This window comes from Chromohalobacter beijerinckii (assembly GCF_023061185.1).
Classification (GTDB): Bacteria; Pseudomonadota; Gammaproteobacteria; order Pseudomonadales; family Halomonadaceae; genus Chromohalobacter; species Chromohalobacter beijerinckii.
Genome location: NZ_JAKGAK010000022.1, coordinates 24,023 through 50,756, shown reverse-complemented (window position 1 = coordinate 50,756; position 26,734 = coordinate 24,023). Strand labels below are relative to the sequence as shown.

The window sequence follows — 26,734 nt, the reverse complement described above, 5'->3', positions numbered from 1 at the left end:
AGCTGGGGTTTTGTCGTTTATACAGCCCGACAAAGCGCTGCAATATCGGCCACTGGAGCCAAAACTTTAGCCTTTTGAATGCCGGGAGTCGCGAGCGTTTTTGCCGCTATTCTCCCTCCCTAATATGCTAAAGGTTTGCTAGGGTGGGTCACAGACATCGGCAGACGTAAGCTTGCGATGAAACGCATCTAAAAGGGGAAGAGGCGGTATGGCTTCCATCTCGTCATTGGGCGTTGGCTCCGGCCTTGATCTCAACGGGCTGCTTGATCAACTTCAAGAGGCCGAGCAAGAAAAGCTCGTGCCTATTCAGCAACAGCAGGTCGATCAAAAAACGCAAATATCGGCTTATGGCAAGTTGCAGAGTTCCTTATCGGAAGTGCAGTCTTCAGCAAGTGATCTCAATGATCCCGAGCTCTTCAATAGTGTGACCAGCAACGTTGAAGGTGAAAGCGCGGAAGCGGCTGCTACGCCCGATGCGCCGCCGGGGCGTTACGATGTGGAGGTCCAGCAATTGGCCACGGCGTCGAGCATTGCCACCCAAGGCGTCGATGAAGAAACGGTGCTCAATGCCAATACCGAGGCGAGCCTCGATGTCACGCTGAACGATGGGACGGCACAGAACATTAAGGTCGAGGCGGATAGCACTCTGAGCGATGTGCGTGACGCCATCAACGCAAGCGATGCAGGGGTTTCGGCCTCGGTCGTGTTCGATGGGTCGCAGAGTCGGCTGGCAATAGCTTCCGAGTCCATGGGGGCGGAAGCTGGTATCGATAGTGTTACCTTCAATGGTCTCGATGGGATGGCCCTAGATGACGGAACAGAAATCCAGGGCAAAGATGCCAAGCTGGATGTCAACGGGGTCGCTATCACGAGTGACAGCAATCAGGTCGAAGAGGCCATTCAGGGTACGACGCTGAGCCTGACCGACACCGGTGAGTCCACGGTGACGGTGGCGCGTGACGAAGAGTCGATCCGCGGCGCTATCACAGGGTTCGTCGACAGTTACAACGATATGAAATCGACCACTGCCGATCTCACCAGTTTCAGCTCCGAAGATGGTGAGACGCAAGCCGGCGATTTGCTCGGTGACAGCACGACGCGCATGGCGGAGTCCCGCCTACGGAGTACGATGACCGAAAGCGTTGGTGAAGACGGCCTGCAAACGCTGGAAGATGTCGGTATTTCGATGAACGTCGATGGCGAGCTGGAAATCGACGATGAGCAACTCGACGAGGCGCTCTCGACCCAGCCCGGCGCGGTTCAAACACTGTTCTCGGGGACCGATGAATCGGCGGGTATTGCGGGAAGAGTCGAAGAAGAGCTGGATACCATGCTAGGTGAGAACGGCATGGTGGCGGGCGCCGTGACCGGTGCCGAGAACCAGAAAGATCGTCTTGAAGAGCGCTATTCTTCGATGGAAGACAGCATTGCGACCACAGTGGATCGCTATCGCACCCAGTTCCAGGAACTCGACAGCATGGTGTCCGAGATGAATCAGACGAGCAGCTATCTCACACAGCAGCTGTCGGCGATGTAATGATCCGCCGCTGTGGCAACTGTCATGATCGACGCCCGCCTCGTGCGGGCGTCTTGCTGTGTGGCCTCCCGCTTCGTTAGCGACATATGGCCTCGAGTGCTTCCACGAGGCTCGTCATTTCATCATCCGTGCCGATGCTGATGCGCAGAAAGTCGCTCAGCGCTTCCTTGTTGAAATGACGCACCAGAATGCCCCGTTCACGCAAGGCGTCGAAGAGCATACTTCCCTGATAGGCATCGTGCCGTACGAACAGGAAATTGGTCTGCGAGGGCAATACTTCGAAGCCAAGCGTTTCGAGTTGGCGCCGCGTCCATTCGCGCGTTGTGATGACGCGTTCGCGGCAGGCATCGAAGTAGGCCTGATCCTGCAGCGCGGCGATGCCCGCCTCAATGGTGATGCTATCGATAGGGAAGGAATTGAAGGAGTCCTTGACACGCTCCAGCCCCTCGATCAGTTCTCGCGAGCCGATCGCAAAGCCCAGGCGCAATCCAGCCAGGCTTCGTGATTTGGAGAACGTCCCCGTCACCAGCAAGTTCGGGAAACGCTCGACCAGAGGGATCGCGCTTTCGCCTCCGAAGTCCACATAGGCTTCATCGACCAGTACCACGCTCTCGGTATTACGCTCCAGCAAGGCAGCAATCGCCTCGCGCGGGTGGCCGTGGCCGGTCGGTGCGTTGGGATTGGCGAAGACAATGCCGCCATTGTCGGTATCGAAGGCCGTCAGTGGCACGCGCCACTGGTCGTCTAGTGCCACGCTTCGGTAGGCCACATCGTAGAGCTTGCAGTAGACCGGATAGAAGCTATAGGAAATCGCCGGCATCAGCAGCGGCTGTGTCTGGCGAAAAAACGCCTGGAAAGCCAGCGCTAGCACCTCGTCGGAGCCATTGCCGACGAATACCTGCTCGGTCGCAACGCCGTATTCCCCGGCCAGTGCCTCGCGAAGCGCTGTGGCGCTAGGGTCCGGGTAAAGGCGCAGATGATCGGCCGGAAAATCGCGTAGCGTCTGCTCGACGCCGGGCGCGGGCGGATAGGGGTTCTCGTTGGTATTGAGTTTGATAAGACGCTCGCGCGGTTGCTCTCCCGGCACATAAGGAGTGAGCTCACGCACGGCGGGGCTCCAGAACTTGCTCATGAAAGCTCGCACAGGCAGTGATGAGGTAGGTGTCCATGGTGACGCGACGCCCGGACGCGCGCAAGTTGCGCCGCGTCTCGTATCGTATGTCGACGCCAGAAAATGCCAGCATGCCCTTGATTAGTTTACTAACGACCTCATCTCTTGCACATCGTAATGATTACCAAGAGTTCTACAGGAGGCGACATGGCTTACGATTCGCTGCTTTCACCGCTCACCATGGGCAAGCTGACGCTCCCCAATCGAGTGCTGATGGCACCGCTGACTCGCGCTCGCACGCCGGATATGGTGCCCAAGGCGCTGCAGCAAACCTATTATGCGCAGCGCGCTGATGCCGGCTTGATATTCAGCGAGGCAACGAATATTTCTCCCACCGCGCGTGGTTATGTCTATACGCCGGGTATTTATACCGATGAGCAGGAAGCCGGTTGGCGTGGCGTCGTGGACAGCGTGCATCGTGCCGGCGGTCGAATCGCCTTGCAGCTATGGCATGTGGGCCGGATCTCGCATCACAAGATCCAGCCGGGTGGCCAGCCGCCGGTGGCGCCGAGTGCACTACGAGCAGAAGGCGCCAACTGCTTCCTCGAGTTCGATGACGGCAGCTCGGGCCAGCACCCGACCAGCACCCCAAGAGCCCTGGAAACCGATGAGATTCCAGCGCTGATCGACGACTATCGCCAGGCCGCCAAGCGTGCCAAGCGCGCGGGTTTCGATATGGTCGAGGTGCACGCCGCCAATGCATACCTGCTGCAACAGTTCATGGCGACCGGCTCGAATAAGCGTACCGACCGCTATGGCGGAAACCTGGTCAACCGGGCGCGCCTGGTCTTGGAAGTCGTCGATGCCGTCAGTGAGGTCATGGGCGCCGATCGAGTCGGGATTCGTATCTCGCCGTTCATCGAGATCTTCGGCCTGAGCGACGACGAATCGGAGGCAATGGCCTTCTATCTGGCCGAGCAATTGACGCGTCGCGGTATTGCCTACTTGCATGTCAACGAGCCCGATTGGACCGGCGAAGGGCCGCAGCTGACCGACACCTTCCGCCGCGAGTTGCGCAAGCGCTTCCCGGGAACGCTGATCTACTGCGGGCACTACACCGCCGAGCGCACAGAAGCGTTGATTCGCGATGGCCTGGGCGATGGCGCTGCCTTCGGGCGTCCGTATATCGCCAACCCTGACCTCGTCGAACGCTTCCGTCGCGAGAGCACGCTCAATGAGCCTGATCCAGCAACGTTCTACGGCGGTGGCGCCGAGGGCTACACGGACTATCCGACATTATCATGAGGTCTAAGCCTGCAAAGGGTGTCCGATAGCGTCACATGACGCTATGCTGTCACCCACGGGGCCGCGGGAGCGGCCCAGGACCCATTGGTTAGGAGGACTATCATGCAGATCAGGACGTTGCTCGCCGGTTCCGCCATGCTCGCCGTACTTGCCGGTTGTGCCACGGGCACTTCACAGCAAGGCCAGCCTGGTGCGTCGGAGCAAGCCGAACAGCCGACCGTCTACAGCGGCACTTTGCCATGCCGCAGCTGCGACGGTATCGATCTTGAAGTGCAACTGATGGGTGATGAAGACGCGACTGCGGATGAGCGCACCTTCGAGTTGCAAGCCGAATATCGCAACCATCCGGAGAATCCGCCTGCCGAAGAATACAGCGGCCAGTGGGAAGTCATCGATGGCGCCGCGGAAGATCCCGAGGCGACCGTCTACGAGCTGACACCTGAAGGCGAAGGGCAGATCTATTATTTCCAGAAGCTCGACGCCAACACGCTGGAACTGATCGATCCGCAACTGCGTCGCTTCGAGAATGGCGAGACGCTGCGTCTACAACGCCAGCAGTAATCGCGTTCTCGTATCACCGAAAAGGCGGCCCGCGGGCCGCCTTTTGCATGTCCGGCCCTTGCGTGGGACATACCGGGACGAGGCGACGTCGGGCGTGATGATAGAATGCCGGTGATCAGCAAGGAGCGACGACATGGCCAAGGCGAAAAGCGCCTTCGTGTGCACCGAATGCGGTGCCGAATACAATAAATGGCAAGGGCAGTGTTCGAGCTGCCGCGAGTGGAATACGCTCAGCGAAGTGCGCCTGGGAAGTGCTCGGCCACATGCGCAGTCACCGTCGACGACGGGACGAAGCGGCTATGCGGGGTTGGTCTCGCGCGACGTGGTCGACCTGGGCGAGGTCGATCTCACCGAAGTGCCGCGCTTCTCTTCCTCCTTCGGCGAGTTCGATCGCGTACTGGGCGGCGGTCTCGTACCGGGCTCGGCGGTGCTGTTGGGGGGCAATCCCGGCGCCGGCAAGTCGACGTTGCTGCTGCAGACCGCCTGCAAACTGGCCCAGTCGCACAAGGTGGTATACGTCACCGGCGAGGAGTCGCTCTCCCAGGTAGCGATGCGCGCGCATCGGCTGCAACTGCCAGTTAAGGGGCTCAACATGCTGGCCGAGACCAGCATCGAAACGGTGCTTGCGGTCGCCGAGCGTGAAAAGCCCGCCGTGCTGATCATCGATTCGATCCAGACCATGCACCTGGAGGATATCAGCTCGGCGCCCGGCGGCGTGGCGCAGGTGCGCGAGTCGTCGGCGGCGTTGACGCGTTTCGCCAAGCAGAGCAATACCGTGTTGATGCTGGTGGGGCACGTCACCAAGGACGGTACGCTGGCCGGTCCCAAGGTGCTGGAGCACATGATCGATGCGTCGTTGCTGCTCGAAGGTGGGGCGGACTCGCGATTCCGCACCCTGCGCGGGCAAAAGAATCGCTTCGGCGCGGTCAACGAGCTGGGCGTGTTTGCGATGCTCGAGCACGGCCTCAAGGAGGTCAAGAACCCCAGCGCCATCTTCTTGTCGCGCGCTGAGGAACAAGCGCCCGGCAGCCTGGTGATGGTGGTCTGGGAAGGCACGCGGCCGATTCTCGTCGAGGTCCAGGCATTGCTTGACGATTCGGCCTTGGGCAACCCACGGCGCGTCGCCGTGGGGCTCGATCAGAATCGCCTGGCGATGCTGCTGGCCGTGCTGCACAAGCACGGTGGCTTGTTTACCGGCGATCAAGACGTCTTCCTCAATGTAGTCGGCGGCGTCAAGGTACTCGAAACTAGCGCTGACCTGGCCGTATTGCTGGCCGTCGTCTCCAGTCTGCAGAACCGCAACTTGCCACGTGAGCTGGTGGCCTTCGGCGAAGTGGGGCTGTCGGGCGAGATTCGCCCCGTGCCCAGTGGCCAAGAGCGTATCGTCGAGGCTGCCAAACACGGCTTTACACGCGCCATCGTGCCGCGTGCCAACGCCCCGCGGCAGGCGCCCGAGGGTATGGAAGTGATCGCCGTCGATAAACTCGGCGATGCCCTGGAAGCCCTGTAAACGCTGGCGCGCCGGTGATGTAGAATGGAGTGAACGATTGCCAAGGAGTGCCCAATGAGTGCCATTCGCCTGACGCAATACAGCCACGGCGCTGGCTGTGGCTGTAAGATCGCCCCCGACGTGCTGGACAGCATCCTCTCCAAGGCGGGCCCCGGTGCCACCGACAAACGCTTGATCGTGGGCAATCAGGGCCGTGAGGACGCCGCCGTCTATGACCTCGGCGACGGTCGCGGCCTTATCTCGACGACCGACTTCTTCATGCCCATTGTCGACGACCCCTTCGACTTTGGGCGCATCGCCGCCATCAACGCTATCAGCGATGTCTATGCCATGGGTGGCACGCCGATCATGGCACTGGGCATTCTTGGCTGGCCGCTCGACAAGTTGGCTGCCGAAATCGCCGGCGACGTGGTAGGCGGCGCACAGTCGATCTGCCGTGAGCTGGGTCTGGCCTTGGCCGGCGGACACTCCATCGACGCCCCCGAACCGATCTTCGGCCTGGCGGTGAATGGCCTGGTCGATCTCGAACACCTCAAGCTCAACAGCAACGCCAAGGCAGGCGACTTGCTGTATCTCACCAAGCCGCTGGGAGTGGGGCTGCTGACCACGGCCGAGAAGCATGGTTGGCTGGAATCCGGTCACCAGGGGCTGGCGCGCCGAACGATGTTGAAGGCCAACCGGATCGGGATCGAGTTGGCCAAGGTCCAGGGCGTGCATGCCATGACCGATGTCACCGGTTTTGGCTTGGCCGGGCACCTAAGCGAGGTCTGCCAGGCGAGCGGACTCAAGGCGCGAATCGACTTCGCCAAGCTGCCCAGACTCGCCGAGGCTGAAGCATACCGGCGGCGCGGGGCGGTGCCTGGTGGCACGCAGCGCAACCGTCAGGCCCTGGGCGAGGCCTTGCCCGATATGGATGCGGCGCATTGGCAGTGGTTGTGCGATCCCCAGACCTCGGGCGGCCTGCTGCTCAGCGTCGACCCCGCCTGGGCGGACGACGTCGAGCGTATCGGCCGTCAACACGGCCTCACGTTGGAAGCCTTCGGTGAGATGCGCCCCGCGAGTGGCGCCAGTGTGATCGAGGTGCGTGGGTGAGCCTACCGCAAATCGCGCCCGGTCTGGCGTTGCTCGAGCGCCCGCTGATCGATGTTCGTGCCCCGGTGGAATTCGCTCAGGGCGCATTGCCGGGTGCCGTCAACCTGCCGTTGATGGACGATGACGAGCGCCAGGCGGTGGGGATTCGCTATAAAGAAGCCGGTCAGGCCGCCGCTATCGAGTTGGGCACGCAATTGGTGGATGGCACCCTCAAACGGCGTCGTGTGGCGGCGTGGCAAGCGTTTGCCGAGCGTCATCCCCAGGCACTGATCTATTGCTTCCGGGGCGGGCTGCGTTCGCAAATCGCGCAGCAGTGGCTGCAGGAGACGGGCATCACCCTGCCGCGTATCCAAGGCGGCTGGAAAGCCATGCGACAGTGCCTGAGCGCCGAGATTACCTCGGCGGCAACACGGCCGACGCTAGTCGTGGCCGGCCTCACCGGTAGCGCCAAGACCGAGTTGATTCAACGCCTCGACACGGGGGTCGATCTCGAGGGCCATGCCCGGCACAAGGGCTCGGCATTCGGTCGACATCCCTTGCAAGGGCCGTCGCAGATCGATTTCGAACATTCGCTGGGCGTGGCGCTATCACGGATGCCGCTTGGCTGCGTGGTAGAGGATGAGTCACGCATGATCGGGCGGCTGGATATTCCCTTGTCCTTCTGGCGAACCATGGAAGCGGCGCCGCGCATTCGCGTGGAAATGCCGCTGGACTGGCGCCTCGAACAGATCCGCAAGGACTATATCGAGACCCTGTGGCAGACCTATCGTGGCCACTATGGCGAGTGGCTGGGCTGGGCGCTGATGCGCAAGCAGCTTTCCAGCGCGCTCAAGCGCGTGCGTAAACGCCTAGGTAGTGCGCGTTTCCAGCGTCTGCAACGCTTGCAGGCGCTGGCTTTCCGCGAACACCAGCGGGGCAATACTCAGGCGCACGAAGCCTGGCTCGCGCCGCTGATGCTTGAATACTACGATCCCATGTATCGCTATCAGCTCGAGCAGTCGCCTCACGAGGCGCTGCATGTCGGCGACTGGGAGAGTTGCCTGGCGTTCGCGCGCGACTGGTCGGCATCACTGACACGCTAATCGCTGACCTGTTTAGTGCCTTGTCTCTTGCGGATTAAGGACGGCGGGCGTGACGCAGCCAATCGAGCATGACGCGGTCTAGCAAGGCGGCGAGGCGGTCGAAACGCCGCGGTTCCTCTATGACCGTCTCGCGGGATTGCAGGTAAGCGCCGTCGGTGGCCGCGAGCCGCTCGTCGAATGCCGCAAGGTGATCGTAAAGGACACTGACCGAGGTAGCAGTGGCCTCCAGGTGACATTGCAGTGCCACCACGCGGCCGCCGTCCCAAGCGAAGCCTTGCAAGGGGCTGGCGGTACTGCCGCCCAGAGGCAAGGCTTCGTCGGGTAAGCCAAAGACATCGTGATGCCAAGTGAATGCCTCGAAGCGCTCGGGCAGGTCGAAGGGGCTCTCGTCGGCCAAGGTGATAGTCTGCCAGCCGCGCTCGGCATAGGTACCTCGGGAGACGATGGCGCCCAGCGCCTCGGCGATCAACTGCGCACCGATACCGACGCCGAGCAGCGGCTTGCCGCTCTTGAGCATACGCGCGATCAACTTGCGCTCGCGCTGGAGCCACGTCGGTGGCGCGCCCTCGTGGAGCCCGAACGGTGCATCGAGCACGATCAAGGCATCGAAGTTGTCGAAACGCGGCGGTGCCTCGTCCGCGTATAAATGGCAGGTATTATGGCTGTGGCCCATGCCCGTCAGCCAATCGGCGAAGCGCGCCGGGCCGAGGTAATCCGCGTGCTGTAGAAAGTAGATATGCATGATGCGCCCATGATGATAAAGCCGCCCCCACGCAGCAAGTGGGGGCGTCGAGGAGAGCTAGCATGCCGCGAGCCGAGGTGCTTGAACAGATTTATACTATCGTCGCCCAGATCCCCGAGGGTCGAGTGACAACGTATGGGCGCATCGCGAATATGACCGATGGCGCCACGGCGCGCATGGTGGGTAGTGCCATGCGTCACCTGCCTAGCGGCCACGGGCTGCCCTGGCACCGCGTCATCAATGCCAGCCGACGCGTGACCGAGCATACCGGTGCCGTGCACCAGCATGAAAAACTGCGCGCCGAGGGCGTCGTGTTCGATGCCCGTGGGCGCGTTCTCCAAGACATACTCTGGCCCTGACGCATCCCCTGAGGAGTAATGATATGACAGCGTCCGCCGACGGCTTCCATGCTCGTTTGGATCAATTGCCCGCGCGCGCTCGGCTGGCCTTCATGGCGGCCTTGATAGAGCGTATGAGCCCCAACTACGTGCTATATGCTCAGATGAGCGGCGCCGGTGACGCGAAGGTGCTGCGCAACGTGCTTGATCTGGCGTGGGAAGCGCTGGCCGTGAAAGATGCGGCAATAGACTTCGACAAGCAGGCTGAGAAACTCGCCGAGCAGGAGCCGCCGGAAACCGACGATAGCTTCGGCGCGCGGCGGGCAATTGAAGTGGTCATGGCCTTGGCGGCATTGCTTGACGCCTTGCGCAGCGAAGCGCCCGAATCGCCGCGTGATGTGAGCCGCCTGTCTCGTGATGGTGTGCATGCCTACATTGAGATGACCGACGGCGCGGACGATGACGCTGAGCGGCTGGCGGCCCGTGTGCGTGAGCATCCGTTGATGGACGACGAGCACGGCTTTCAGGAAGCGGTGCTCGAGCACGTCGAGGCGCCGCTGACGCGTGACGCACTCAAGTCGCTGCGTCGCCTGGGGCGTAACGAGGGCGTGAGCAATCTGGGACTCAGCGCCGAAGGATAAGAGACGCGCGCTATAAGCGCATCTCGATGCCGTGTTCGGCCATGTAGCGTTTGGCGTCGGGGATGGTGTACTCACCGAAGTGGAAGATACTGGCGGCGAGTACGGCATCAGCCCCGCCTTCCTTGACGCCCGCGACCAGATGATCGAGATGGCCGACACCGCCGGAGGCGATGATCGGGACGCTGACGGCATCGGCGATGGCGCGGGTCACGCCCAGGTCGAAACCGGACTTGGTGCCGTCGCGGTCCATGCTGGTCAGCAGCAATTCTCCCGCACCGAGTTCGACCATCTTGCATGCCCATTCCACGGCATCGAGCCCGGTGGGCTTGCGTCCGCCATGAGTGAATATCTCCCAACGCGGCGGCTCGCCCTCGTTGGAGACCCGCTTGGCGTCGATGGCGACGACGATGCACTGGCTTCCGAAACGCTCGGCCGCTTCGTGAACGAAATCGGGGTTGGTCACCGCGGCGGTGTTGATCGACACTTTGTCGGCGCCAGCGTTGAGCATGGTGCGGATATCGTCGCAGGTGCGAATGCCACCGCCCACCGTCAACGGAATGAAGACCTCCCCGGCGATGCGTTCGACCATTTCCACCGTGGTGCCGCGATCTTCGTGGCTGGCGGTGATATCGAGGAAGGTGATCTCATCGGCGCCTTGCTGGTTGTAGCGCTTGGCGACCTCGACCGGGTCGCCGGCGTCGCGGATGCCGACGAAGTTGACGCCCTTGACCACGCGGCCGGCATCGACGTCGAGACAAGGGATGATGCGCTTGGCGAGTGCCATGATCAGCTTCTCCGTGTGGCTGGCGCGGCGTCGCACAGGCGCTGGGCCTCGGCGACGTCGAGTTTGCCTTCGTAGATGGCACGTCCGGTGATAGCGCCGAGGATGCCTTCGTGTTCTACCTCGAGCAGGGCCTCGATGTCGCCCAGATGGGTGACGCCGCCGGAGGCGATCACCGGGAGGCCGCCCTCGCGCGCCAGTTCGGCGGTGGCCGCGATGTTGACGCCCTGCATCATGCCGTCGCGGGCGATATCCGTATACACGATCGAGGTCACGCCATCGTCGGCGAAGCGCTTGGCCAGGTCCACGGCCTTGAGCGTCGAGACCTCGGCCCAGCCATCGGTGGCGACATAACCGTCGCGGGCGTCGAGCCCCACGATCACGCGGCCCGGAAAGGCGCGGCACATCTCGGTGACGAAAGCCGGATCTTTGACGGCTTGCGTGCCGATGATCACATAGGAAACGCCCGCTTCGAGATACGCCTCGATGGTCTCGGCGGTGCGAATGCCGCCCCCGATCTGGATTGGCAGCTCGGGGTAGGCGCGGGCAATGGCGGTTACCGCCTCGGCGTTCACCGGCTGCCCCTCGAAGGCGCCGTTGAGGTCCACCAGATGCAACCGGCGGGCCCCGGTCTCGACCCAGCGCGCCGCCATGGCCACCGGATCGTCACCGTAGGTGGTCGAGTCGTCCATACGCCCCTGCTTGAGGCGGACGCACTGGCCGTCCTTGAGATCGATGGCGGGAATCACCAGCATGACGTGTCCTCTCGGTATGCGTGTGGTGCCGCCGTCGAAGGGCGGCATGTCCGGCCTGAACGCTTAGGGTGTCCAGGTGACGAAATTTTCGAGCAAGCGTAACCCATCGCGTGCGCTTTTCTCGGGGTGGAACTGCACGGCGAAGACCGGGCCGCGGCCGGTGGCGACATGCGCGGTATGCCCGCCATATTCGGTGGTGCCGAAGATGTCGCTGTCTTCTTGTGCCTCGACGTAGTAGCTGTGCACGAAATAAAAGCGTGCATCGTCCTCGATGCCCGCCCAGAGCGGGTGCGGATGGTGCTGCGTGACACGGTTCCAGCCCATGTGAGGCACTTTCAGGCGTTGATTCTGCGCGTCGCGCAGATCACGCCCAAAGTGACGCACGTGCCCTGGTAGATGGCCCAGGCAGGCCACACCGCCATTTTCCTCGCTTTCTTCCATCAACATCTGTTGGCCGACACAGATGCCCAATAAGGGCTTGGCCTGGGCACGTAGTACTTCTTGCACAAGGCCCTGCAGCTCGTTGCGCTGCAATTCGCCCATGCAGTCACGAATCGCGCCCTGGCCGGGCAGCACCAGGCGGCTAGCGCCACGAATGCTGCGCGAATCGTCAGTGATGACCACGTTTTCATGCGTGACGTGCTCCAGCGCCTTGGCGACGGAGTGAAGGTTACCCATGCCGTAATCGATGACCGCAATCGTCATGCTCGCTCCTTAGCGCGTCGTGAGAGCCTCACAGGCTGCCTTTGGTGGAGGGCATCCGCCCGGTCATGCGGGGATCGGGTTCCACCGCCATGCGCAGTGCGCGGCCAAAAGCCTTGAAGATGGTTTCCGCCTGATGGTGGGCGTTGAAGCCTTTGAGGTTGTCGATGTGCAGCGTTACCTGGGCATGATTGACGAAGCCTTGAAAGAACTCCCAGAACAGCTGCGTGTCGAATTGGCCGATGTTCGCGCGTGTGAACTCGACATCCATGCTCAGGCCTGGGCGACCCGAGAAGTCTACCACGACGCGAGAGAGCGCCTCGTCCAGCGGCACGTAGGCATGGCCGTAACGCCGGATGCCGCGCTTGTCGCCGATGGCCTGGGCGAAGGCCTGCCCCAGGGTGATGCCCAGATCCTCGACGGTATGATGATCGTCGATGTGCAGGTCGCCCTGGGCATTGATCTCCAGATCGATCAGGCCGTGGCGCGCCACTTGATCAAGCATGTGATCGAGAAATGCGACGCCCGTTTCGGATTGGAAATGGCCCTCGCCGTCGAGGTTGATACGGACCTGGATCTGGGTCTCGTGGGTGTCGCGGGACACGGTGGCGACGCGCTCGGCCATAGGGGGTCTCCAGCACTTCGAACGTGAACGGGGCGCGCGATGAAGGCGTGGATGCGCAAGGCTCGCGGCGCCATGGAACGGTCATTATAGAGAATCGCCCCGGCCATCCGCTACAATGCCGGGAGTTCCGGGACGATTCCCGCGTCCCTCCACCAATGCTCGTGGGTCCGTGATAGGGCCAGGGAGATCGCCCAGGGAGAGCAGGCATGCCGGTGACCTTGCAGGAAATCGATCACGCCGAATGGGCAAAGGATGCCCAAGTGGCGCAGGATCTCGCGCGCATCTACCGCGATGCACCCGCCGAGCGTCTGCCTGCGCCTGTCGAACGCTTCATCGACGATCACTTCACCCAGGGCGGCGTGTTCTGCTGCGCGTTATTCAACGCGCGTCGATTGGGAGCGGTCGCCGTGCGTCGCGAAACTCGCGTATGGTGGTTGTCACATTTCTGTGTACGCGCCGAAACCCGGCATCGCGGAGTCGGCTCACGGTTATTGATGCTGATTGCCGAACGCGCGCAAGGCGAAGGCTGTACGCCGCGCGTTCCCTCTACAGTGCTGATGATGGGGGATCAACTGTTGTTGACCCGGCTTGGCTATCATCCCGCCGCCGACGGAACGTACTATGAATATCATCCATTAGCGTCACAGGGAGGGCGCCAATGAGAGCGCTGCTGAGAGCATTGCTGGCGGTGGTCGGGGTGTTGGCCTTGATCGTGGTCGGCGCCGTGGTCTACATCACCACGTTCTTCGATCCCAACGACCTCAAGCCCCGGCTTGTCGAGGCGGTGCGCGATCAAAGTGGGCTGGAGCTTAACTTGGACGGCCCCTTGTCCTGGTCCTTCTATCCTCGACTGGGCTTCAGTGTCGAGCAGGCCGAGGCCTGGTTGCCCGAGCAGTCGCAAGAGGACTCGGCCTTCGCGGCGTTCGATCGTGCTGAGGTCAGCGTGGCGTTCGCGCCGCTGCTCTCCGGTGAGGTGGCCGTGGAAGGGCTGACGCTGGATGGCATGCGGCTCAATCTCGAGCGCGACGCCGAAGGTCGCGGCAACTGGGAAGTCCTGCTCGATCGCATGCAGCGCGGTGGCGATCAGGCCGAGGAGGCCTTGGCGCCAGCGTCGGCAGGACCCGGGCTAGATCAAAACCCCGATAGCCTGCCCGTGGCGCTGGATATCGCGAGTGTTCAGGTACGCGACAGTCGCGTGCATTATCAGGATGCCCAGCGTGATCTGGATCTGACGCTCTCCAATCTCAGCATGGAGGGTAGCAATGTCAATCCCGACGCCGCCTTTCCACTGCAGATGGCGTTCGATCTCGAGAGCCAGGCGCCTGAGTTGACCAGCCAGGTGAAGTTCAAGAGCCGTGTACGCTTGGGTCTGCGCGACGGCCGCTATGAACTCAGCAACGTGAACCTGGAAACCAGCACGCAGTGGCCGGCGCTTTCCGATCAGGCGCAGGGCCTCAATCTGCAAGTCGGCCACCTGCTGGCCGAGACGCAAGCGCAGCATTACCGTCTCGATGATGCCAAGCTCGACACACGTTTTCATCATCCTGCCGTGAAGAGCAAGCCGCTTGGGTTGAGCCTGGGCTTCGATGGTGAAGCCGATCTTGATGCCCAAACCGCCCAGTTGCGTGATATCGCCTTGAGTGGTGACGACAACCTGGACCTGACGGGGACACTGAGCTTTACCGAACTGCTCAAGGCGCCGCAGTATACCGGGCAGCTCAAACTAGCGCCGCTGCCACTGCGGGACTGGCTCAAGCGTTTCGACGCCTTGCCCGAGACCGGCGACGACAAGGCGCTGAGCGAACTGGCCATGACCAGCCCCGTGCATGGCGACCTCCAGCGCATCAACTTCTCGAATCTCAGCCTGTTGCTCGATGGTGAAACGCTGACCGGCGAACTGGGCGCTGGTTTCGATGGCCAGTGGTTGAGCTTCGATCTCCAGGGCGAACGTCTCGACCTGGATGCCTACCTGCCGCCCGCCGAGAAGAACGGCGAGGAAGTGGACAATGGCGAGGACGAAAGTACGGCGAGTGTCGTCGAAACGCTGGGCGTCTCGTCGGCATATGCCGCCGCCGAGAGTGCTGGCTTGCTACCTGCCGAGTGGCTCTCCAGCCTGACGTTGGATGGCAAACTGGATGTGGATACGGTGATCCTCAAGGGCATGACGCTCCAGGACGTAGCGCTGCGCGTAACGGGTGATGACGGGCGTCAGCGCCTGGAATCCCTGTCGGCCAAGCTCTACGATGGCACGTTCGACGCCCAGGGGAGCTTGGATCTCCGGCAATCACCTCTGCGTCTGGCCATGACGCAGTCGCTCTCCGGTGTGCAGATCGCTCCGCTGTATAAGGATATCAACGACGCGGAATCGCCCTTGCGCGGCCGGCTCAACCTGGAAAGCGATGTCACCTCGCAGACCAATCAGCTCGAATCACTCAAGCGCCATCTCAACGGCACGGCCTCGCTGCGCATCGACGATGGCGCGATGCTCGACGTCAATGTCTCGCGTCAGCTATGTACCGCCGCTGCCATATTGGACGGCAACCAGTCGGATCGCGAATGGAGCGACGACACGCCTTTCGACACGCTGTCGGCGAGCCTTGATATCACCGATGGCGTGGCACGCAACGACGATCTCGAGGTGCGCATTCCGGGTATCGAGATGAGCGGCGCGGGCATGTTCAACATTCCTACTGAGCGTTTCGACTACGATCTCAAGGCGCGTTTCATCGATACTGCCGATCAGAGTGCCTGCCGGGTAACCTCACGCCTGCAGCAGGTAAGCCTGCCAGTGCATTGTGAAGGGCAACTCGGCGGAGAGCCGGGCAAATGGTGCCGCTTCGATCGCGAGGCCTTCCAGGACACGCTGGGAGAGCTGGCTAAAGACAAGGCCAAGCGCGAAGCCGGCGATAAGCTCGACGAAGCGCTGGAAGACGAGCTCGATAGCGATACCGCGCGCAAGATCGACGAAACGTTGGGAGAAGGCTCCGCCAAGGAACTTGGAGACAAGTTGCGTGGTCTATTCAAGTGAGCAAAGCCCAAAGCCAGTCCCTGCGCCGACATCTGTCGGCGCTTTTTTTAGCATGTCCATGACCCCTCATTCCCATGATCTGACGGCGCCGCCGCCGGCTGGACGATAACGCGCATGCAGGAAATTCCGCTCACCGCCGACACCTTTCGTCGGCGGATCTTCGAATGGTTCGACGTTCACGGTCGCAAGACACTGCCCTGGCAATTCGACAAGACGCCCTACCGTATCTGGGTGTCGGAGATCATGCTGCAGCAGACGCAGGTCGCCACGGTGATTCCCTACTATCAGCGTTTCATGGAACGCTTTCCCGATGTCGCTGCCTTGGCGCGAGCGCCGCAAGACGAGGTGCTGCACCTCTGGACGGGGCTGGGGTATTACGCACGGGCGCGTAATCTGCACAAGGCAGCTCAGGTGGTGATGGAAGAACATGGCGGCGAGTTTCCGATGAAAAGCGTCGAGGCGCTTTCCGCGCTGCCCGGCATCGGACGTTCCACGGCTGGCGCGATCATCAGCATCAGCACCGGCCGGCGCGCACCGATCCTCGATGGCAACGTCAAGCGTGTGCTGACCCGTCTGCACGCCGTGGAAGGTTGGCCCGGCCGTCCTGCCGTGGAGCGTGAGTTATGGGCGCTGGCGGAGCGTTACACGCCGGAGGAGCGCCTGGCCGACTATACCCAGGCGATGATGGACCTGGGGGCGACGCTGTGTACGCGAAGCAAGCCGGCATGCCTGCTATGCCCCTTCGAGGATGTCTGCGTGGCGCATGCGCGTAGCGAAGAAACGCGCTTCCCTGAATCCAAGCCGCGCAAGGCCTTGCCTGAGCGCGCCACACTGATGCTGGTGTTGCGTGACCCACTGGGACGCATCTTCCTCCAGCAGCGCCCGGCCAGCGGCCTGTGGGGCGGCCTGTGGAGCCTGCCCCAGTTCGATGACGAGCAAGCGTTACGCGCCTGGCTCGATCAGCGCTTCCCCCACGCAAAGCGTGAGACGGATGGCGAGGCGTTCACGCATACCTTCAGCCATTTTCGTTTGCAGATCACGCCCTCACCGGCGCGTCTGGATGAGCTGCCTTCAGAGATCGGCGAGACCGGGGCGCTATGGTACGACGCCAAGGCGCCCGCTAGTGTAGGATTGGCGGCGCCGGTCAAGACACTACTCAATCGAGATGTTTCGTGATTTTGTGTCATGACGAACCGCAATACGTTAGGAGTAAGCGCCATGAGCCAGACCGTCTTTTGCCGTAAATACCAACAGGAGCTCGAGGCCCTGCCGTTTCCGCCGCTACCCGGTGCCAAGGGGCAGGAAATCCAGCAGACGGTTTCCAAGCAAGCCTGGGACGAGTGGCAGGCGCTACAGACCCGGCTGATCAACGAAAAGCATCTCAGTTTGCTGGACCCCGAAGCGCGTACCTATCTGATGGAACAGATGGAGCGCTTTCTCGACAACCGGGATACCGACCAGGCCGAAGGCTACGTACCCCCGAGCCAGTAGAGCAGGTCCGGTGGTCAGCATCTTTTTGAATTAAAAGGCTTGACCCGAACCGAAGAATTCGGTTTAATGCGTCCCCGTTGGAAGGGCCAGATAGCTCAGTCGGTAGAGCAGTGGATTGAAAATCCTCGTGTCGGCGGTTCGATTCCGTCTCTGGCCACCAATTTGCTGGGGTATAGCCAAGTGGTAAGGCACCGGTTTTTGGTATCGGCATTCGCAGGTTCGAGTCCTGCTACCCCAGCCATCGCTAACGGCTTTATGTCATGCCGACATAGCTCAGTTGGTAGAGCAACTGACTTGTAATCAGTAGGTCCCGGGTTCGACTCCTGGTGTCGGCACCATAGCTTAGCGACTGATTCTAAAGGCTTTTTTAGCCTTGAAAGAAACCGCCTATCAGGGCGGTTTTTTTGTGTGTGTCAACCAAGTGTCAACGACGCGAGCGGATTGAACTTCACGGCATCCTCTAGATGGTTCGGCGCGAAGTGCGCGTAACGCATGGTCATGGTCAGTGACTGATGCCCCAAGATGCGTTGTAAGACCAAGATATTCCCCCCGTTCATCATGAAGTGACTGGCAAAGGTGTGTCGCAGCGCATGCGTCAATTGCCCAGACGGTAACTCAATGCCGGTTTCCTGAACTGCCTTCCCGAACGTCTTATATGACGTAACGAACAGACGGCCAATACGGCGGCGTTTGCGAAGCTGGCCGGCCAGATGTAGCGGGATGGGAATGGTGCGACTTTTGCCGGACTTGGTGCCGGCGTAAGTGACACGATCCGAGCCGACGTTTTCCCCTCGGAGTGTTTCCGCTTCGGACCAGCGAGCCCCGGTCGTAAGGCACAGCAGCGTGATGAAGTAGCAATCGCGATTGGGTAGCCCTTTGAGGTAGTGAAGTAGCTGCACGATCTGATCGTCATCGAGAAAAGCCATCTCGGTTTCTTCGACACGCAACAGGCGCATCCGGGCCAGGGGATTGCCATGCTCCCACAAGCCAAGCCGCTCACGCTCGGAGAAGACGGCCTTCAGATAAGTGTGCTCATGGTTGACCGTGATCGGCGCGACTTCCTCAAGGCGCTCGGTACGGTATTCGGCCCAGTCCTGGGTGGAGAAGGATAGTGCGATGGGATCGCCGAGGGCTTCAACGGTCTTGCGAAGGGAGCGCACACGTTCTCGAGATGCCTTGAGCGAGGTGCCGTGATGACGATACCAAAGCTCGACCAGTTCACTTAGGCGACGGTGATCCTTGCGGGGCGGTTCGTAGCCTTCCCCGGATGCAACACGCTCGGAGACCTTGAGTTCAAACCGTTTGGCCTCGGCCTTGGTCTTGAACGACTTACGGTAGCGTTTGAAGCCTCGACCACCAGGTTGAATGTCGACTTGCCAGCCGGTCTTGGTCTTCTTGATCGCCATGTTATGCCGCTTTCCCTAGCAATCGTCGCTCGACGAGGCGTTGGCTTATCAATTCGTGAAGTTGGGCGCGATCCAGGCCCCGGCGTCGGTAGTAATTGGCGATGTCTTCCCAGGCCCCGCAGAAATGAAGGCCGCGCATTGCTTGAGTGGTGGTGAAGCCCAACCATTTGATCGCCGATTTGAAGTGACAGTACCCAATGTCGCGTGGGTCACTGACATCACCTATATCTGCATCTACGAGGGCTGGCTCTCCCTGTTGGTAGTCATCGACTTGATCTCTCGGCAGGTTGTGGGCTGGTCGATGCAGTCTCGCATGACTACTGACTTGGCATTGGATGCCTTGCTGGCAGCGGTTTGGCGGAGAAGGCCCCAAGAAGTTTTGATGGTGCATTCGGACAGTAAGACTACAAGGTGCCAGGTGTTCCTGGGTTGATCCGGCACTTATAGTAATCGATCTATCCTGAAGACTTGGTGCTGCGAGGGCTGTCGGGTCTCCTGACCCACACTCCGATCGAACCGGGTAGTGTGTTTTCCCTGGATCTGTCGGTAACCGGGGAGCATTGGCGGCGAGGTTTTGCCTCGTCGAAGCATGTGACTCAAGCAGGGCCTGAAAGCCTGTCTCGTTACTGTCGTGTCCAGGCTATCGAGCTCGGTGAAGCCATCCTGAACCGATAGCTTGGAGATCCACCATGAGCCAGCAACCCAGTGATCGCTCTGTCATTGTCGGCGGTGTTGATACCCACAAGGATCTGCATGTGGCCGCCGTCGTGGATGCTCATGATCGCGTGCTTGGCACCGGCAACTTTCCGACCACTCGGCACGGCAACAAGACCATGCTGACCTGGATGCGCTCTTTCGGCGAGGTCAGTCGGGTGGGAATCGAATGTACCGGCACCTATGGCGCTGGCCTTGCTGCGCTATTTGCAGCACGCAGGCATCCCTTGGAGGTCACCACGCCCGACAAGAGCGTACGGCGCAAGCTTGGCAAGAATGACACCTTCGATGCAGAGAATGCCGCTCACGCGGCCTATGCGGGTATTCGCACGGTCACCCTGAAGACACGAGACGGGATGATCGAGTCCTTGCGTGTACTGAAGGTCTGCCGAAAAATGGCGGTCGCAGCGCGTCGTGTGGCCCTTCAGATGATCCAGACGCAGGTAATCTCCGCGCCTGAGGAATTGCGCGACCTGCTGAGGAACATGACACGCATGCAGTTGCTCCGGACACTCGCGGCCTGGCGACCCGATTTGAACGGCTATCGGGATGTCACGATGGCTTACCGCATTGCCCTGAAATCCCTCGCGCGTCGCTACCTGGAACTGCACGATGAGATTGCTGATCTGGATGTCATGATCAAGGCCATCGTCGATGAGCTGGCGCCGGAGCTGGTAGCTTGCATGGCAGTAGGCTACGAGTCGGCCTCACAGTGTGAGCGCCGGAGCTATAAGTCCGTAAAGAGGACAACCTTCATTGGCGTTGACAACAGCTACTGATTACGGCGGGCGACAATCCGGACCGCCTGGCTCGGAAGCCAGTTTTGCAGCGCTATGTGGCGTTAGCCCCATTCCCGCCTCGTCGGGGAAGACTCAGCGACATCGGCTTAACCGCGGGGCGATCGAGCTGCCAATAGTGCGCTGCATATCATCGCCATCGGCCGCCTCCGGCTGGATGCCGGCACTCAGGCATACATTGCCCGACGAGTGGCACAGGGCCACTCCAAGCTAGAAGCTATCCGGTGCCTGAAACGCTATATCGCCCAGGAACTGTACTATGTGCTGCGCAACCGCCATCGAAAAATCAATCAAGCTCAAATCACCGCCTGATACTTAGAAGGGCGTCCAAGGCAGTCAATTTAGCAGTGCGGACTGGCAAAGCTTTCTGAAGGCCAATTACCTAGAGGACAGCATGAGTCGCCGAGGTAACTGCCATGACAATGCCGTTGCCGAAAGCTTCTTCCAGTTGCTCAAGCGAGAACGCATCAAGCGACGGAACTATTCGACCCGGGAGCCGCCAGGAGCGATATGTTCGATTATATCGAGATGATCTACAACCCGAGATGCCGTCACGACACGAGCGATGGCTTATCCCCCGTCGAGTACGAACGGCGTTATATCCAGAGCCTGACGGGTCGCTAGAATAACTGAGGCGATTCAAGCGGCTCGTAAGTTAGACCGTCCCCCCTGGGATGACACATCAAGCGAGGCGGTGAGATAACTCCAGACAGCACATGGCAGTCATACGGATCGAGCTAGTGGAGTGACCCCCTCCATAGCTGCACAGGCTAGAGTGCAGCGATCAGGAGGACGAAATGAGCAACGAACCCACCGTCAAACGCTGGATCGCCAAGCGCAAGGCCGCCGTGGTCATGGACATCGTCAAGGGCAAGATCACGGTCGCTGAAGTGGCTCGCCAGCATGACCTCACTGTCTCCGAGGTCGAAGGCTGGATTGAGGAGGCCCAGCGCAACATGGAGAACGGGTTCCGGGCGCGCCCCAAGGACATCCGCGAACAGTATGAGTCCGAGCTGCGGGAAACCAGGGAGGCGCTGGGCGAGGCCCACCTGGAAATCTATACATTAAAAAAGTTCAAGTGCCTGCTCGACGAGGATGAGAACTCGTAAGGTCGCTGCAGGCGGAGATGGCCCAGGAGGGCCATGTGGTATCGCTCGCCCAGCTGTGTCGGTGGCTGGGGCTTCTCCGGCGGACATTATATTACCGACCCAAGCCGCGGCGTCGCGTGATCAATACCGAGCTGGCCAGCAGGGTCAAGCTGACTCTGGAACGGTTCCCCGCCTATGGCTATCGCCGCCTGGCGTGTGTGCTGGGTGAGAACCGCAAGCCGATCCAGCGCATCCTGCAGCTGCAAGGCTGGTAGGTGCGGAAGCGGCCCCAGGGGTTCCGACCTCGCGCCAAGCGCCTGCCATCGATCGCCTCACGGCCGGATGAGCGTTGGGCCACCGACCTGACGCACGTTTGGTGCGGCAAGGATCGACGGGCCAGCCTGGCGGTGATCATCGACTGCTGCACGCGGAAGATCCTCGGTTGTCATTTATTGGACAATGGCAGCAGCAAGACGGCCGAAGCGGCGCTGAAAGGGGCTCTAGTGCATCGATTTGGCGCCTTGGGCCGGATTCATCAGCCTCTGGCTAAGGTCCGATAACGGGCTCGTCTTCAGCAGTCGGCACTACATGTCGACGATGAGGGCCTACGGGCTCACTCAGGAGTTCACGACGCCGTATACGCCTGAGCAGAATGGATTCGTCGAGCGCGTCTTTCGCTCTCTGAAGGAGGAGTGCATCTGGCAGCATCGATTCGAGCCGCTGGGCTAGGCCAGAGCAGTTATCGGCCGGTGGATCAGCTACTACAACGAAGAGCGGCCACATCAGTCTCTGGGCTATGTAGCACCCCGAGCACACCCAGCTTTAGCTGCGTAGGGTGTGCAGAAACCAGGGGGTCATTACACAAGGGCGTTAATGTGCCATTCCTATAGATCAAGCGAGTATAATATTGTTATATCGATAACTGGCTACTATGCAGCAAAGTTATTTATAAAATTTTTCAAAAAATAATTGAGAAACGGAGCAGGTATATTACCCCATTCCTCAATTAATACTTAATCCTTTCCCAGAATCGCCAAGCTAAAACAATTTTTCCTATACAAACAATACCTTTGTATCATTCCAGTAGCCTTTTTCATCCTGCGTATAGTTAAAGTTTATAAGGCCAATTTCACTTTCCAGTATCCCCTCTGAATAAAACGCAGGCAAACCACCTTTATATTCATGCACACCATAGGGACGAGAGCTCCCCGCCTCAATAACATAAGCGTTATCCATGCCATCGTTGCTAGAGTTGTATGGATTACAGGGAGGCCTTAAATCAAAGCAGCCTCTTTCCTTATTGTTAGTATAGTTTTGTTGTATAGTTATCTCGGCTAACTTTATGTTTTTTACCTTACCCAGCGTCTCGGAATGAAAATTGATTGCACCTTCAGTCTTTATATGTATGTTGCTAAAAAATATATCGCTTATAACACCTGGTTCAACTGAAGGGTTGCGGCATCGTGATGATATATATATAGGGTCTGATTTGCCCCAGTGACACTCTTTAGTTAAAGAGGTTTCTATAATTAAGTTTGAAACATTGACGGAGCTTATGCTACCTCCATCCCTAGACACAATTGATACGCCTCTATTCGATCTTGTTATAACGCAATTTGATATTGTGATATTTTTGAAGTCGTTATATGTTTCCGTGCCAATTTTTATTGCTGAGCTATGGGACTCGATTACACAATTTGAGACTACAATGTTTTCACATGGAAAATCGATGTCCTTAGGCTTAACGCTGGTCTTTAGGCAAATCCCATCATCGGCACTGCGTAGGAAACAGTTAGATATCCTGAAGTTTCTGCTCCCATCTAAATTTATAGCATCTGTATTTGAATACTCAAGTCCATTGTCAACGGACAACCCATCAATTAAACCGTCTGCACATGCTATAAGATGTATGGTCCACATCGGAGCATTAACTATAGAGAATCCCTTAAGAGATATTCTGCTGCAATTTTCGAAAACTATAGTTCTAGGCCTATGCTTTTTTGGCTGAATGTATCCAAAATCGTCGGGGGGCGAATCATTGTAGCTCAGCGCATTTCCGTTAATTTCCCCCAAACCTTTGATAGATATGTTACTGCAATCTCTAGCAAAAATGAAGCCATAGTATGATTCCTCCGCTTTCACTGAGCTAACAGTCGAAGAGAAGTCTTCATAATTAGGGCTAGCAACGATTTCGGCGCCAGGCTCCAAATTCAAACAAATATTAGATTTCAACTCAATTGATCCAACCATATAAGTACCTGGTGGGACCACCAACTCGCCACCTCCTATACTGGCAAGGTGTTCTATAGCTTTTTTAAATGAGATAGTTGTATTTTCGTCATAAAAGTCATTTAAGGATATCATAATTTAGCCCATTGGAAATTAAATTAAACCGAAAATCTTCGGGAGGATAAGGGATATATTAGGTATATATGTAACCATTAGCAATAACAATATTTCTAGTAAAAAGATAGGTATGAGAGGCTTGATAACCTTTTCAATTGGCACACCTGCTACGTTACACCCAACGAATAGAGCACTACCTACAGGGGGTGTGAAATTGCCAATGCATAGGTTGAAAGCTATCATGATTCCAAACTGGATATCTCCCATTCCTAATGAATGAGCAACGGGAAAGAATATTGGAGTAAATATTAACAATGCTGGTGCCACATCGAGAAACGTACCTACCAGAAGTAAAGCCAAATTCATAAGTAGGAATATAACGAGCTTGTTTTCAGAAATCCCAATTAGCAAATCGCTCAGCGCTTCAGGAAGAGACAAATATGACATAACCCAAGCCATAAATGATGATGCGGCTATTAAGAATAATATCAAGCCTGACATGGCTGCAGCATCTAGGCATATTTTAGGAAACTCTTTAACGCTGATCTCTTTATAAATTAACGCTAAGATGGCAGAGTAAGCCACTGCTATTGCGCCGCCCTCTGTGGCTGTGAAGACGCCGAATACGATACCGCCTATAACCAAAACCACCATTGCTAAGCTAGGTATTGAGCTAAGTATAATGTTAACTACCTCTTTACTTTCTTTTCTCGGCTCTACAGGGTAGTTATACTTTTTTGCAAAGTAATATGCTACCAGCATTACACCAAGTCCCATCATTATACCTGGGATGTATGCTGCTATAAATAATGTTCCAACAGAAGCGCCTGTCAATAACGAATAAATAATGAACATGCCGGTAGGAGGAATGAGGAGTCCTGTTGGCGCAGATGCAATATTTACGGCCGCACAGATATTCTTATCATAATTTTTTTCTTTCTGCAGAGGACCCATAAACCCACCTACCGCAGATGCGGCAGCTACAGATGAGCCACTGACGCTGCCAAACAGCATGTTACTAAGCACATTGGCGTGTAGTAATGAACCAGGGATTCTTCCCCCTATTAATAGAGCTAAATCTATTAGCCTTTTGGCTATTCCACCGTGATTCATTAAGCTTCCAGAAAGTATAAAGAAGGGCACAGCTAGCAGGCCAAAGCTATTAATGCCTTCAAACATAGTCTGACTGCCCATGTAAAAAACTTCTTGTATAGGCATATCAATGGCAAGGGCTATAGCTGTAGCAACAATGATGCAGAAAGCAACAGGGACTCCCAAAGCCAAGAGTGTAAAAAAGCTTACAAAAAGAATTAGCGCATAATAAGCTATGCCTATTTCCATTTCATTCACTCCTGCTATTCTGCTTGATCATTAAAACCAAGTTAATGTTGTTTAGAACTAGGGATACCAAGCCTACTATAGGGATGATGCTGTAAATATAACCCATCGGTAATCCTAAAGTGGATGATTTTATGATTAAGTTGCTTGCAGCAAACTGGTATCCACCCCATACAATAACGAATAGCACGACTAACGTTATTAAAATATTGTGGAAAATCATTAACGCTAAAGCCTTGCTAGGCGAAATCATTCCTTCTAGTATCGTCAATGCTAAATGATTTCCTTTACCTATGCCATATGCAGCTCCGAGAAATGCCATCCATACCATAAGATACCTAAGTAGTTCTTCTGTATATGTGCTTGGCGAGTTTAATGCATATCTGGTAAAAACTTGCCATAAAGCAATTAGTGACATTGATGCAAGAAGCAACCCTGCTATAGCACCACATGTAAACTCTATAAATCTTTTTAATTTAGCAATGTTGCTAAACATTGGTATCACCACTTGTCAGCACATGCATGCGCATGCGGGATAAATTTCGGAACGTGAACTTAGCCCGCATGCCAGTAGCAAAGCAAATACTATTTAGCTAGGCTTTCAATTTCTTTAACTATGCCTTGTTGCGCATCTGTTAGTTCCTTATACATAGGTGCTGCCTTTTCTTTGAATGCTTGTTTATCAACTTCGTGAAATTCAACGCCCATTTCTTTTTCTGCTATTTTTTTAGATTCAGAAACATCTTCTAAGTAAAGACTATGTTGATAGTCTTGGGTTTTTTCCATAGCTTTAACAAGAGACTCCTTTTGTTGAGGATCTAGTGAATCCCAAGTCTTTTTGCTTACAACCACTACGTCGGGGATTAACGTATGCTCGTCTAATGAAAAAGCTTTGGCTACTTCCCCGAGACCTCCGTTTGTCAGACCCGTTATGGCTGTCTCTCCTCCGTCAATAACACCCTGCTCTAAGGCGCCATATACTTCTGAAAAGGACATCGGAGTTGGCTGGCCGCCTAGCAATTCGACCATCTTTATACTATCGGGGTTCGACATTACACGGATCTTAAGCCCTTCCAGATCCTCAGGCGTCAAAATACTCTGATTTTGCGTATAGAAAGATCTGAATCCATTAGTAAAATAGCTCAAGCCAACAAAATTTCCACCATCCTCTATTGAAGATAGGGTCTTTTCAGCGGCGCCGCTTTCCAAAAAACGCTCAAAGTGGTCCATGTCTTCAAAAAGATAAGGCATGGAAAACAACCCTAGTTCAGGGTTAAATACACTTAAATTGAGTGCAGACACCCTAGCTATATCAACGTTTCCACGTTGCACTTGCTGCAAGACCTGAATCCCATCGCCAAGTGTGCTGTTAGGATAAATTTTTAATTTGATGTCTCCGTTAGTGCTTTTTTCCAGCTCTTGAGACATGAACTTAAGCGCCTTTACGGTTGAATCGTTCTCGCTGTGGCTATCAGCAGTTTTTAACGTCAACGCTTCAGCCGCAATAGGAGCCAACATGCCTAAGCATAATGCAGAAAGAGCCTTAATGTTACGCATAAAAGGTTCCTCAAATAGCAGTTCGTTATAGAATATTCGTTCCATTACCACCTTTCGATAGCAAATGTATTCAATATTCCACCAATGAACAATTAAACTTTCCGCTAAGGGTCGAGTGGAACGTACATTCTATAAACCAGATTTTTTACTTACTAATCAGTAACTAATGTTCAAAAGAGGCATGCCA

The 26,734-nt window shown here is 57.3% G+C and carries 26 protein-coding genes, 3 tRNA genes and 4 pseudogenes; 22 read left to right on the top strand and 11 right to left on the bottom strand.

The window, feature by feature from the left end; translation table 11 throughout:
- Positions 1 to 208 precede the first annotated feature (208 nt).
- Positions 209 to 1,537 (top strand): flagellar filament capping protein FliD, encoded by a 1,329-nt coding sequence (fliD, locus tag L1075_RS14030; RefSeq protein ID WP_246895175.1) that lies wholly within the window; start codon positions 209 to 211, stop codon positions 1,535 to 1,537.
- Between the two features lie 76 nt (positions 1,538 to 1,613).
- Here the strand turns inward: fliD and hisC are convergent, their stop codons facing one another.
- Entirely contained in the window at positions 1,614 to 2,669 is a 1,056-nt protein-coding gene (hisC, locus tag L1075_RS14025) for a histidinol-phosphate transaminase (protein WP_040239478.1), read from the bottom strand.
- A 186-nt stretch (positions 2,670 to 2,855) separates the two neighbouring features.
- Here hisC and L1075_RS14020 point away from each other — a divergent pair, with 186 nt between their 5' ends.
- The 5 genes from L1075_RS14020 (at position 2,856) to mnmH (ending at position 8,198) form a co-directional block, all read left to right on the top strand.
- Entirely contained in the window at positions 2,856 to 3,953 is a 1,098-nt protein-coding gene (locus tag L1075_RS14020) for an alkene reductase (RefSeq protein WP_040239479.1), read from the top strand.
- A gap of 102 nt (positions 3,954 to 4,055) precedes the next feature.
- Positions 4,056 to 4,514, top strand: a complete 459-nt coding sequence (locus L1075_RS14015; RefSeq protein ID WP_075368008.1) for a copper resistance protein NlpE N-terminal domain-containing protein — start codon at positions 4,056 to 4,058, stop codon at positions 4,512 to 4,514.
- 133 nt (positions 4,515 to 4,647) lie between these two features.
- A complete protein-coding gene (gene radA, locus L1075_RS14010; RefSeq protein WP_040239481.1) occupies positions 4,648 to 6,024 on the top strand; it encodes a DNA repair protein RadA in 1,377 nt (458 codons plus the stop codon).
- 54 nt (positions 6,025 to 6,078) lie between these two features.
- A complete protein-coding gene (gene selD, locus L1075_RS14005; RefSeq protein ID WP_040239483.1) occupies positions 6,079 to 7,116 on the top strand; it encodes a selenide, water dikinase SelD in 1,038 nt (345 codons plus the stop codon).
- Positions 7,113 to 8,198, top strand: coding sequence for a tRNA 2-selenouridine(34) synthase MnmH (gene mnmH / locus L1075_RS14000; RefSeq protein ID WP_246895174.1), 1,086 nt, complete (start codon positions 7,113 to 7,115; stop codon positions 8,196 to 8,198). The genes selD and mnmH overlap by 4 nt, the downstream gene beginning before the upstream one ends.
- A 34-nt stretch (positions 8,199 to 8,232) precedes the next feature.
- On the opposite strand, the gene L1075_RS13995 is transcribed toward mnmH, so the two are convergent.
- On the bottom strand, positions 8,233 to 8,940 hold the full coding sequence (locus tag L1075_RS13995; RefSeq protein ID WP_246895173.1) for a type 1 glutamine amidotransferase: 708 nt from the start codon (positions 8,938 to 8,940) through the stop codon (positions 8,233 to 8,235).
- Between the two features lie 62 nt (positions 8,941 to 9,002).
- Between L1075_RS13995 and L1075_RS13990 the strand changes: the two genes are divergently transcribed.
- Together L1075_RS13990 and L1075_RS13985 are read left to right on the top strand one after the other, a co-directional pair.
- Positions 9,003 to 9,299 (top strand): MGMT family protein, encoded by a 297-nt coding sequence (locus L1075_RS13990; RefSeq protein WP_075368004.1) that lies wholly within the window; start codon positions 9,003 to 9,005, stop codon positions 9,297 to 9,299.
- A 23-nt stretch (positions 9,300 to 9,322) separates the two neighbouring features.
- Positions 9,323 to 9,919: a YjaG family protein gene (locus tag L1075_RS13985; protein WP_246895172.1), complete on the top strand. Its 597-nt coding sequence runs from the start codon at positions 9,323 to 9,325 to the stop codon at positions 9,917 to 9,919.
- A 10-nt stretch (positions 9,920 to 9,929) separates the two neighbouring features.
- On the opposite strand, the gene hisF is transcribed toward L1075_RS13985, so the two are convergent.
- The 4 genes from hisF to hisB all read right to left on the bottom strand — a co-directional run bounded on the left by hisF (position 9,930) and on the right by hisB (position 12,782).
- Positions 9,930 to 10,703: an imidazole glycerol phosphate synthase subunit HisF gene (gene hisF, locus L1075_RS13980; protein WP_040239489.1), complete on the bottom strand. Its 774-nt coding sequence runs from the start codon at positions 10,701 to 10,703 to the stop codon at positions 9,930 to 9,932.
- A 2-nt stretch (positions 10,704 to 10,705) separates the two neighbouring features.
- Positions 10,706 to 11,455, bottom strand: a complete 750-nt coding sequence (hisA, locus tag L1075_RS13975; RefSeq protein WP_246942424.1) for a 1-(5-phosphoribosyl)-5-[(5-phosphoribosylamino)methylideneamino]imidazole-4-carboxamide isomerase — start codon at positions 11,453 to 11,455, stop codon at positions 10,706 to 10,708.
- 63 nt (positions 11,456 to 11,518) lie between these two features.
- Complete coding sequence (gene hisH, locus L1075_RS13970; protein ID WP_246942423.1) at positions 11,519 to 12,160, bottom strand: imidazole glycerol phosphate synthase subunit HisH; 642 nt, start codon at positions 12,158 to 12,160, stop codon at positions 11,519 to 11,521.
- 28 nt (positions 12,161 to 12,188) lie between these two features.
- On the bottom strand, positions 12,189 to 12,782 hold the full coding sequence (gene hisB / locus L1075_RS13965) for an imidazoleglycerol-phosphate dehydratase HisB (protein WP_040239493.1): 594 nt from the start codon (positions 12,780 to 12,782) through the stop codon (positions 12,189 to 12,191).
- A 206-nt stretch (positions 12,783 to 12,988) separates the two neighbouring features.
- On the opposite strand from hisB, the gene L1075_RS13960 reads away from it, so the two are divergent.
- From L1075_RS13960 to L1075_RS13930, 7 genes are all read left to right on the top strand, one after another.
- On the top strand, positions 12,989 to 13,444 hold the full coding sequence (locus tag L1075_RS13960; protein ID WP_040239495.1) for an acetyl-CoA sensor PanZ family protein: 456 nt from the start codon (positions 12,989 to 12,991) through the stop codon (positions 13,442 to 13,444).
- Positions 13,441 to 15,810 (top strand): AsmA family protein, encoded by a 2,370-nt coding sequence (locus L1075_RS13955; protein ID WP_246942421.1) that lies wholly within the window; start codon positions 13,441 to 13,443, stop codon positions 15,808 to 15,810. The genes L1075_RS13960 and L1075_RS13955 overlap by 4 nt, the downstream gene beginning before the upstream one ends.
- A 114-nt stretch (positions 15,811 to 15,924) precedes the next feature.
- Positions 15,925 to 16,986, top strand: a complete 1,062-nt coding sequence (gene mutY, locus L1075_RS13950; protein ID WP_246942419.1) for an A/G-specific adenine glycosylase — start codon at positions 15,925 to 15,927, stop codon at positions 16,984 to 16,986.
- A gap of 42 nt (positions 16,987 to 17,028) precedes the next feature.
- Positions 17,029 to 17,301 (top strand): oxidative damage protection protein, encoded by a 273-nt coding sequence (locus tag L1075_RS13945; protein ID WP_040239500.1) that lies wholly within the window; start codon positions 17,029 to 17,031, stop codon positions 17,299 to 17,301.
- Positions 17,302 to 17,385: 84 nt separating this feature from the next.
- Positions 17,386 to 17,461 (top strand) — tRNA-Phe (locus L1075_RS13940).
- Positions 17,462 to 17,467: 6 nt separating this feature from the next.
- A tRNA-Gln gene (locus L1075_RS13935) sits at positions 17,468 to 17,542 on the top strand.
- A gap of 21 nt (positions 17,543 to 17,563) precedes the next feature.
- Positions 17,564 to 17,639: transfer RNA gene (locus L1075_RS13930), tRNA-Thr, on the top strand.
- Positions 17,640 to 17,714: 75 nt separating this feature from the next.
- On the opposite strand, the gene L1075_RS13925 is transcribed toward L1075_RS13930, so the two are convergent.
- A complete protein-coding gene (locus L1075_RS13925; RefSeq protein ID WP_246942417.1) occupies positions 17,715 to 18,707 on the bottom strand; it encodes a phage integrase in 993 nt (330 codons plus the stop codon).
- 172 nt (positions 18,708 to 18,879) lie between these two features.
- Between L1075_RS13925 and L1075_RS13920 the strand changes: the two are divergent.
- From L1075_RS13920 to L1075_RS15880, 7 genes and pseudogenes are all read left to right on the top strand, one after another.
- Positions 18,880 to 19,104, top strand: a pseudogene (locus tag L1075_RS13920) (DDE-type integrase/transposase/recombinase); the annotation flags it as partial.
- Positions 19,105 to 19,396: 292 nt separating this feature from the next.
- Positions 19,397 to 20,530: pseudogene (locus tag L1075_RS13915) on the top strand (IS110 family RNA-guided transposase).
- 16 nt (positions 20,531 to 20,546) lie between these two features.
- A pseudogene (locus L1075_RS13910) lies at positions 20,547 to 20,842 on the top strand (IS3 family transposase); the annotation flags it as partial.
- A gap of 173 nt (positions 20,843 to 21,015) precedes the next feature.
- The gene (locus tag L1075_RS13905) at positions 21,016 to 21,327 is read left to right on the top strand and encodes a DUF1153 domain-containing protein (RefSeq protein ID WP_246942415.1); all 312 of its coding nucleotides are present in this window, start codon (positions 21,016 to 21,018) and stop codon (positions 21,325 to 21,327) included.
- A gap of 35 nt (positions 21,328 to 21,362) precedes the next feature.
- Positions 21,363 to 21,581, top strand: a complete 219-nt coding sequence (locus L1075_RS13900; protein WP_246942413.1) for a hypothetical protein — start codon at positions 21,363 to 21,365, stop codon at positions 21,579 to 21,581.
- Positions 21,582 to 21,866: a DDE-type integrase/transposase/recombinase gene (locus tag L1075_RS15885; RefSeq protein ID WP_378111365.1), complete on the top strand. Its 285-nt coding sequence runs from the start codon at positions 21,582 to 21,584 to the stop codon at positions 21,864 to 21,866.
- Between the two features lie 28 nt (positions 21,867 to 21,894).
- Positions 21,895 to 22,140: pseudogene (locus tag L1075_RS15880) on the top strand (integrase core domain-containing protein).
- Between the two features lie 219 nt (positions 22,141 to 22,359).
- Here the strand turns inward: L1075_RS15880 and L1075_RS13895 are convergent.
- The 4 genes from L1075_RS13895 to L1075_RS13880 form a co-directional block, all read right to left on the bottom strand.
- The gene (locus L1075_RS13895) at positions 22,360 to 23,670 is read right to left on the bottom strand and encodes a glycoside hydrolase family 28 protein (RefSeq protein WP_246942411.1); all 1,311 of its coding nucleotides are present in this window, start codon (positions 23,668 to 23,670) and stop codon (positions 22,360 to 22,362) included.
- Positions 23,671 to 23,688: 18 nt separating this feature from the next.
- Positions 23,689 to 24,993 (bottom strand): TRAP transporter large permease, encoded by a 1,305-nt coding sequence (locus L1075_RS13890; protein ID WP_246942409.1) that lies wholly within the window; start codon positions 24,991 to 24,993, stop codon positions 23,689 to 23,691.
- A 1-nt stretch (position 24,994) separates the two neighbouring features.
- On the bottom strand, positions 24,995 to 25,486 hold the full coding sequence (locus tag L1075_RS13885; RefSeq protein ID WP_246942408.1) for a TRAP transporter small permease: 492 nt from the start codon (positions 25,484 to 25,486) through the stop codon (positions 24,995 to 24,997).
- Between the two features lie 89 nt (positions 25,487 to 25,575).
- Positions 25,576 to 26,547 carry a TRAP transporter substrate-binding protein gene (locus L1075_RS13880; RefSeq protein ID WP_246942406.1) on the bottom strand — a complete coding sequence of 324 codons (972 nt, stop codon included), beginning with the start codon at positions 26,545 to 26,547 and terminating at the stop codon, positions 25,576 to 25,578.
- Positions 26,548 to 26,734: the final 187 nt, after the last annotated feature.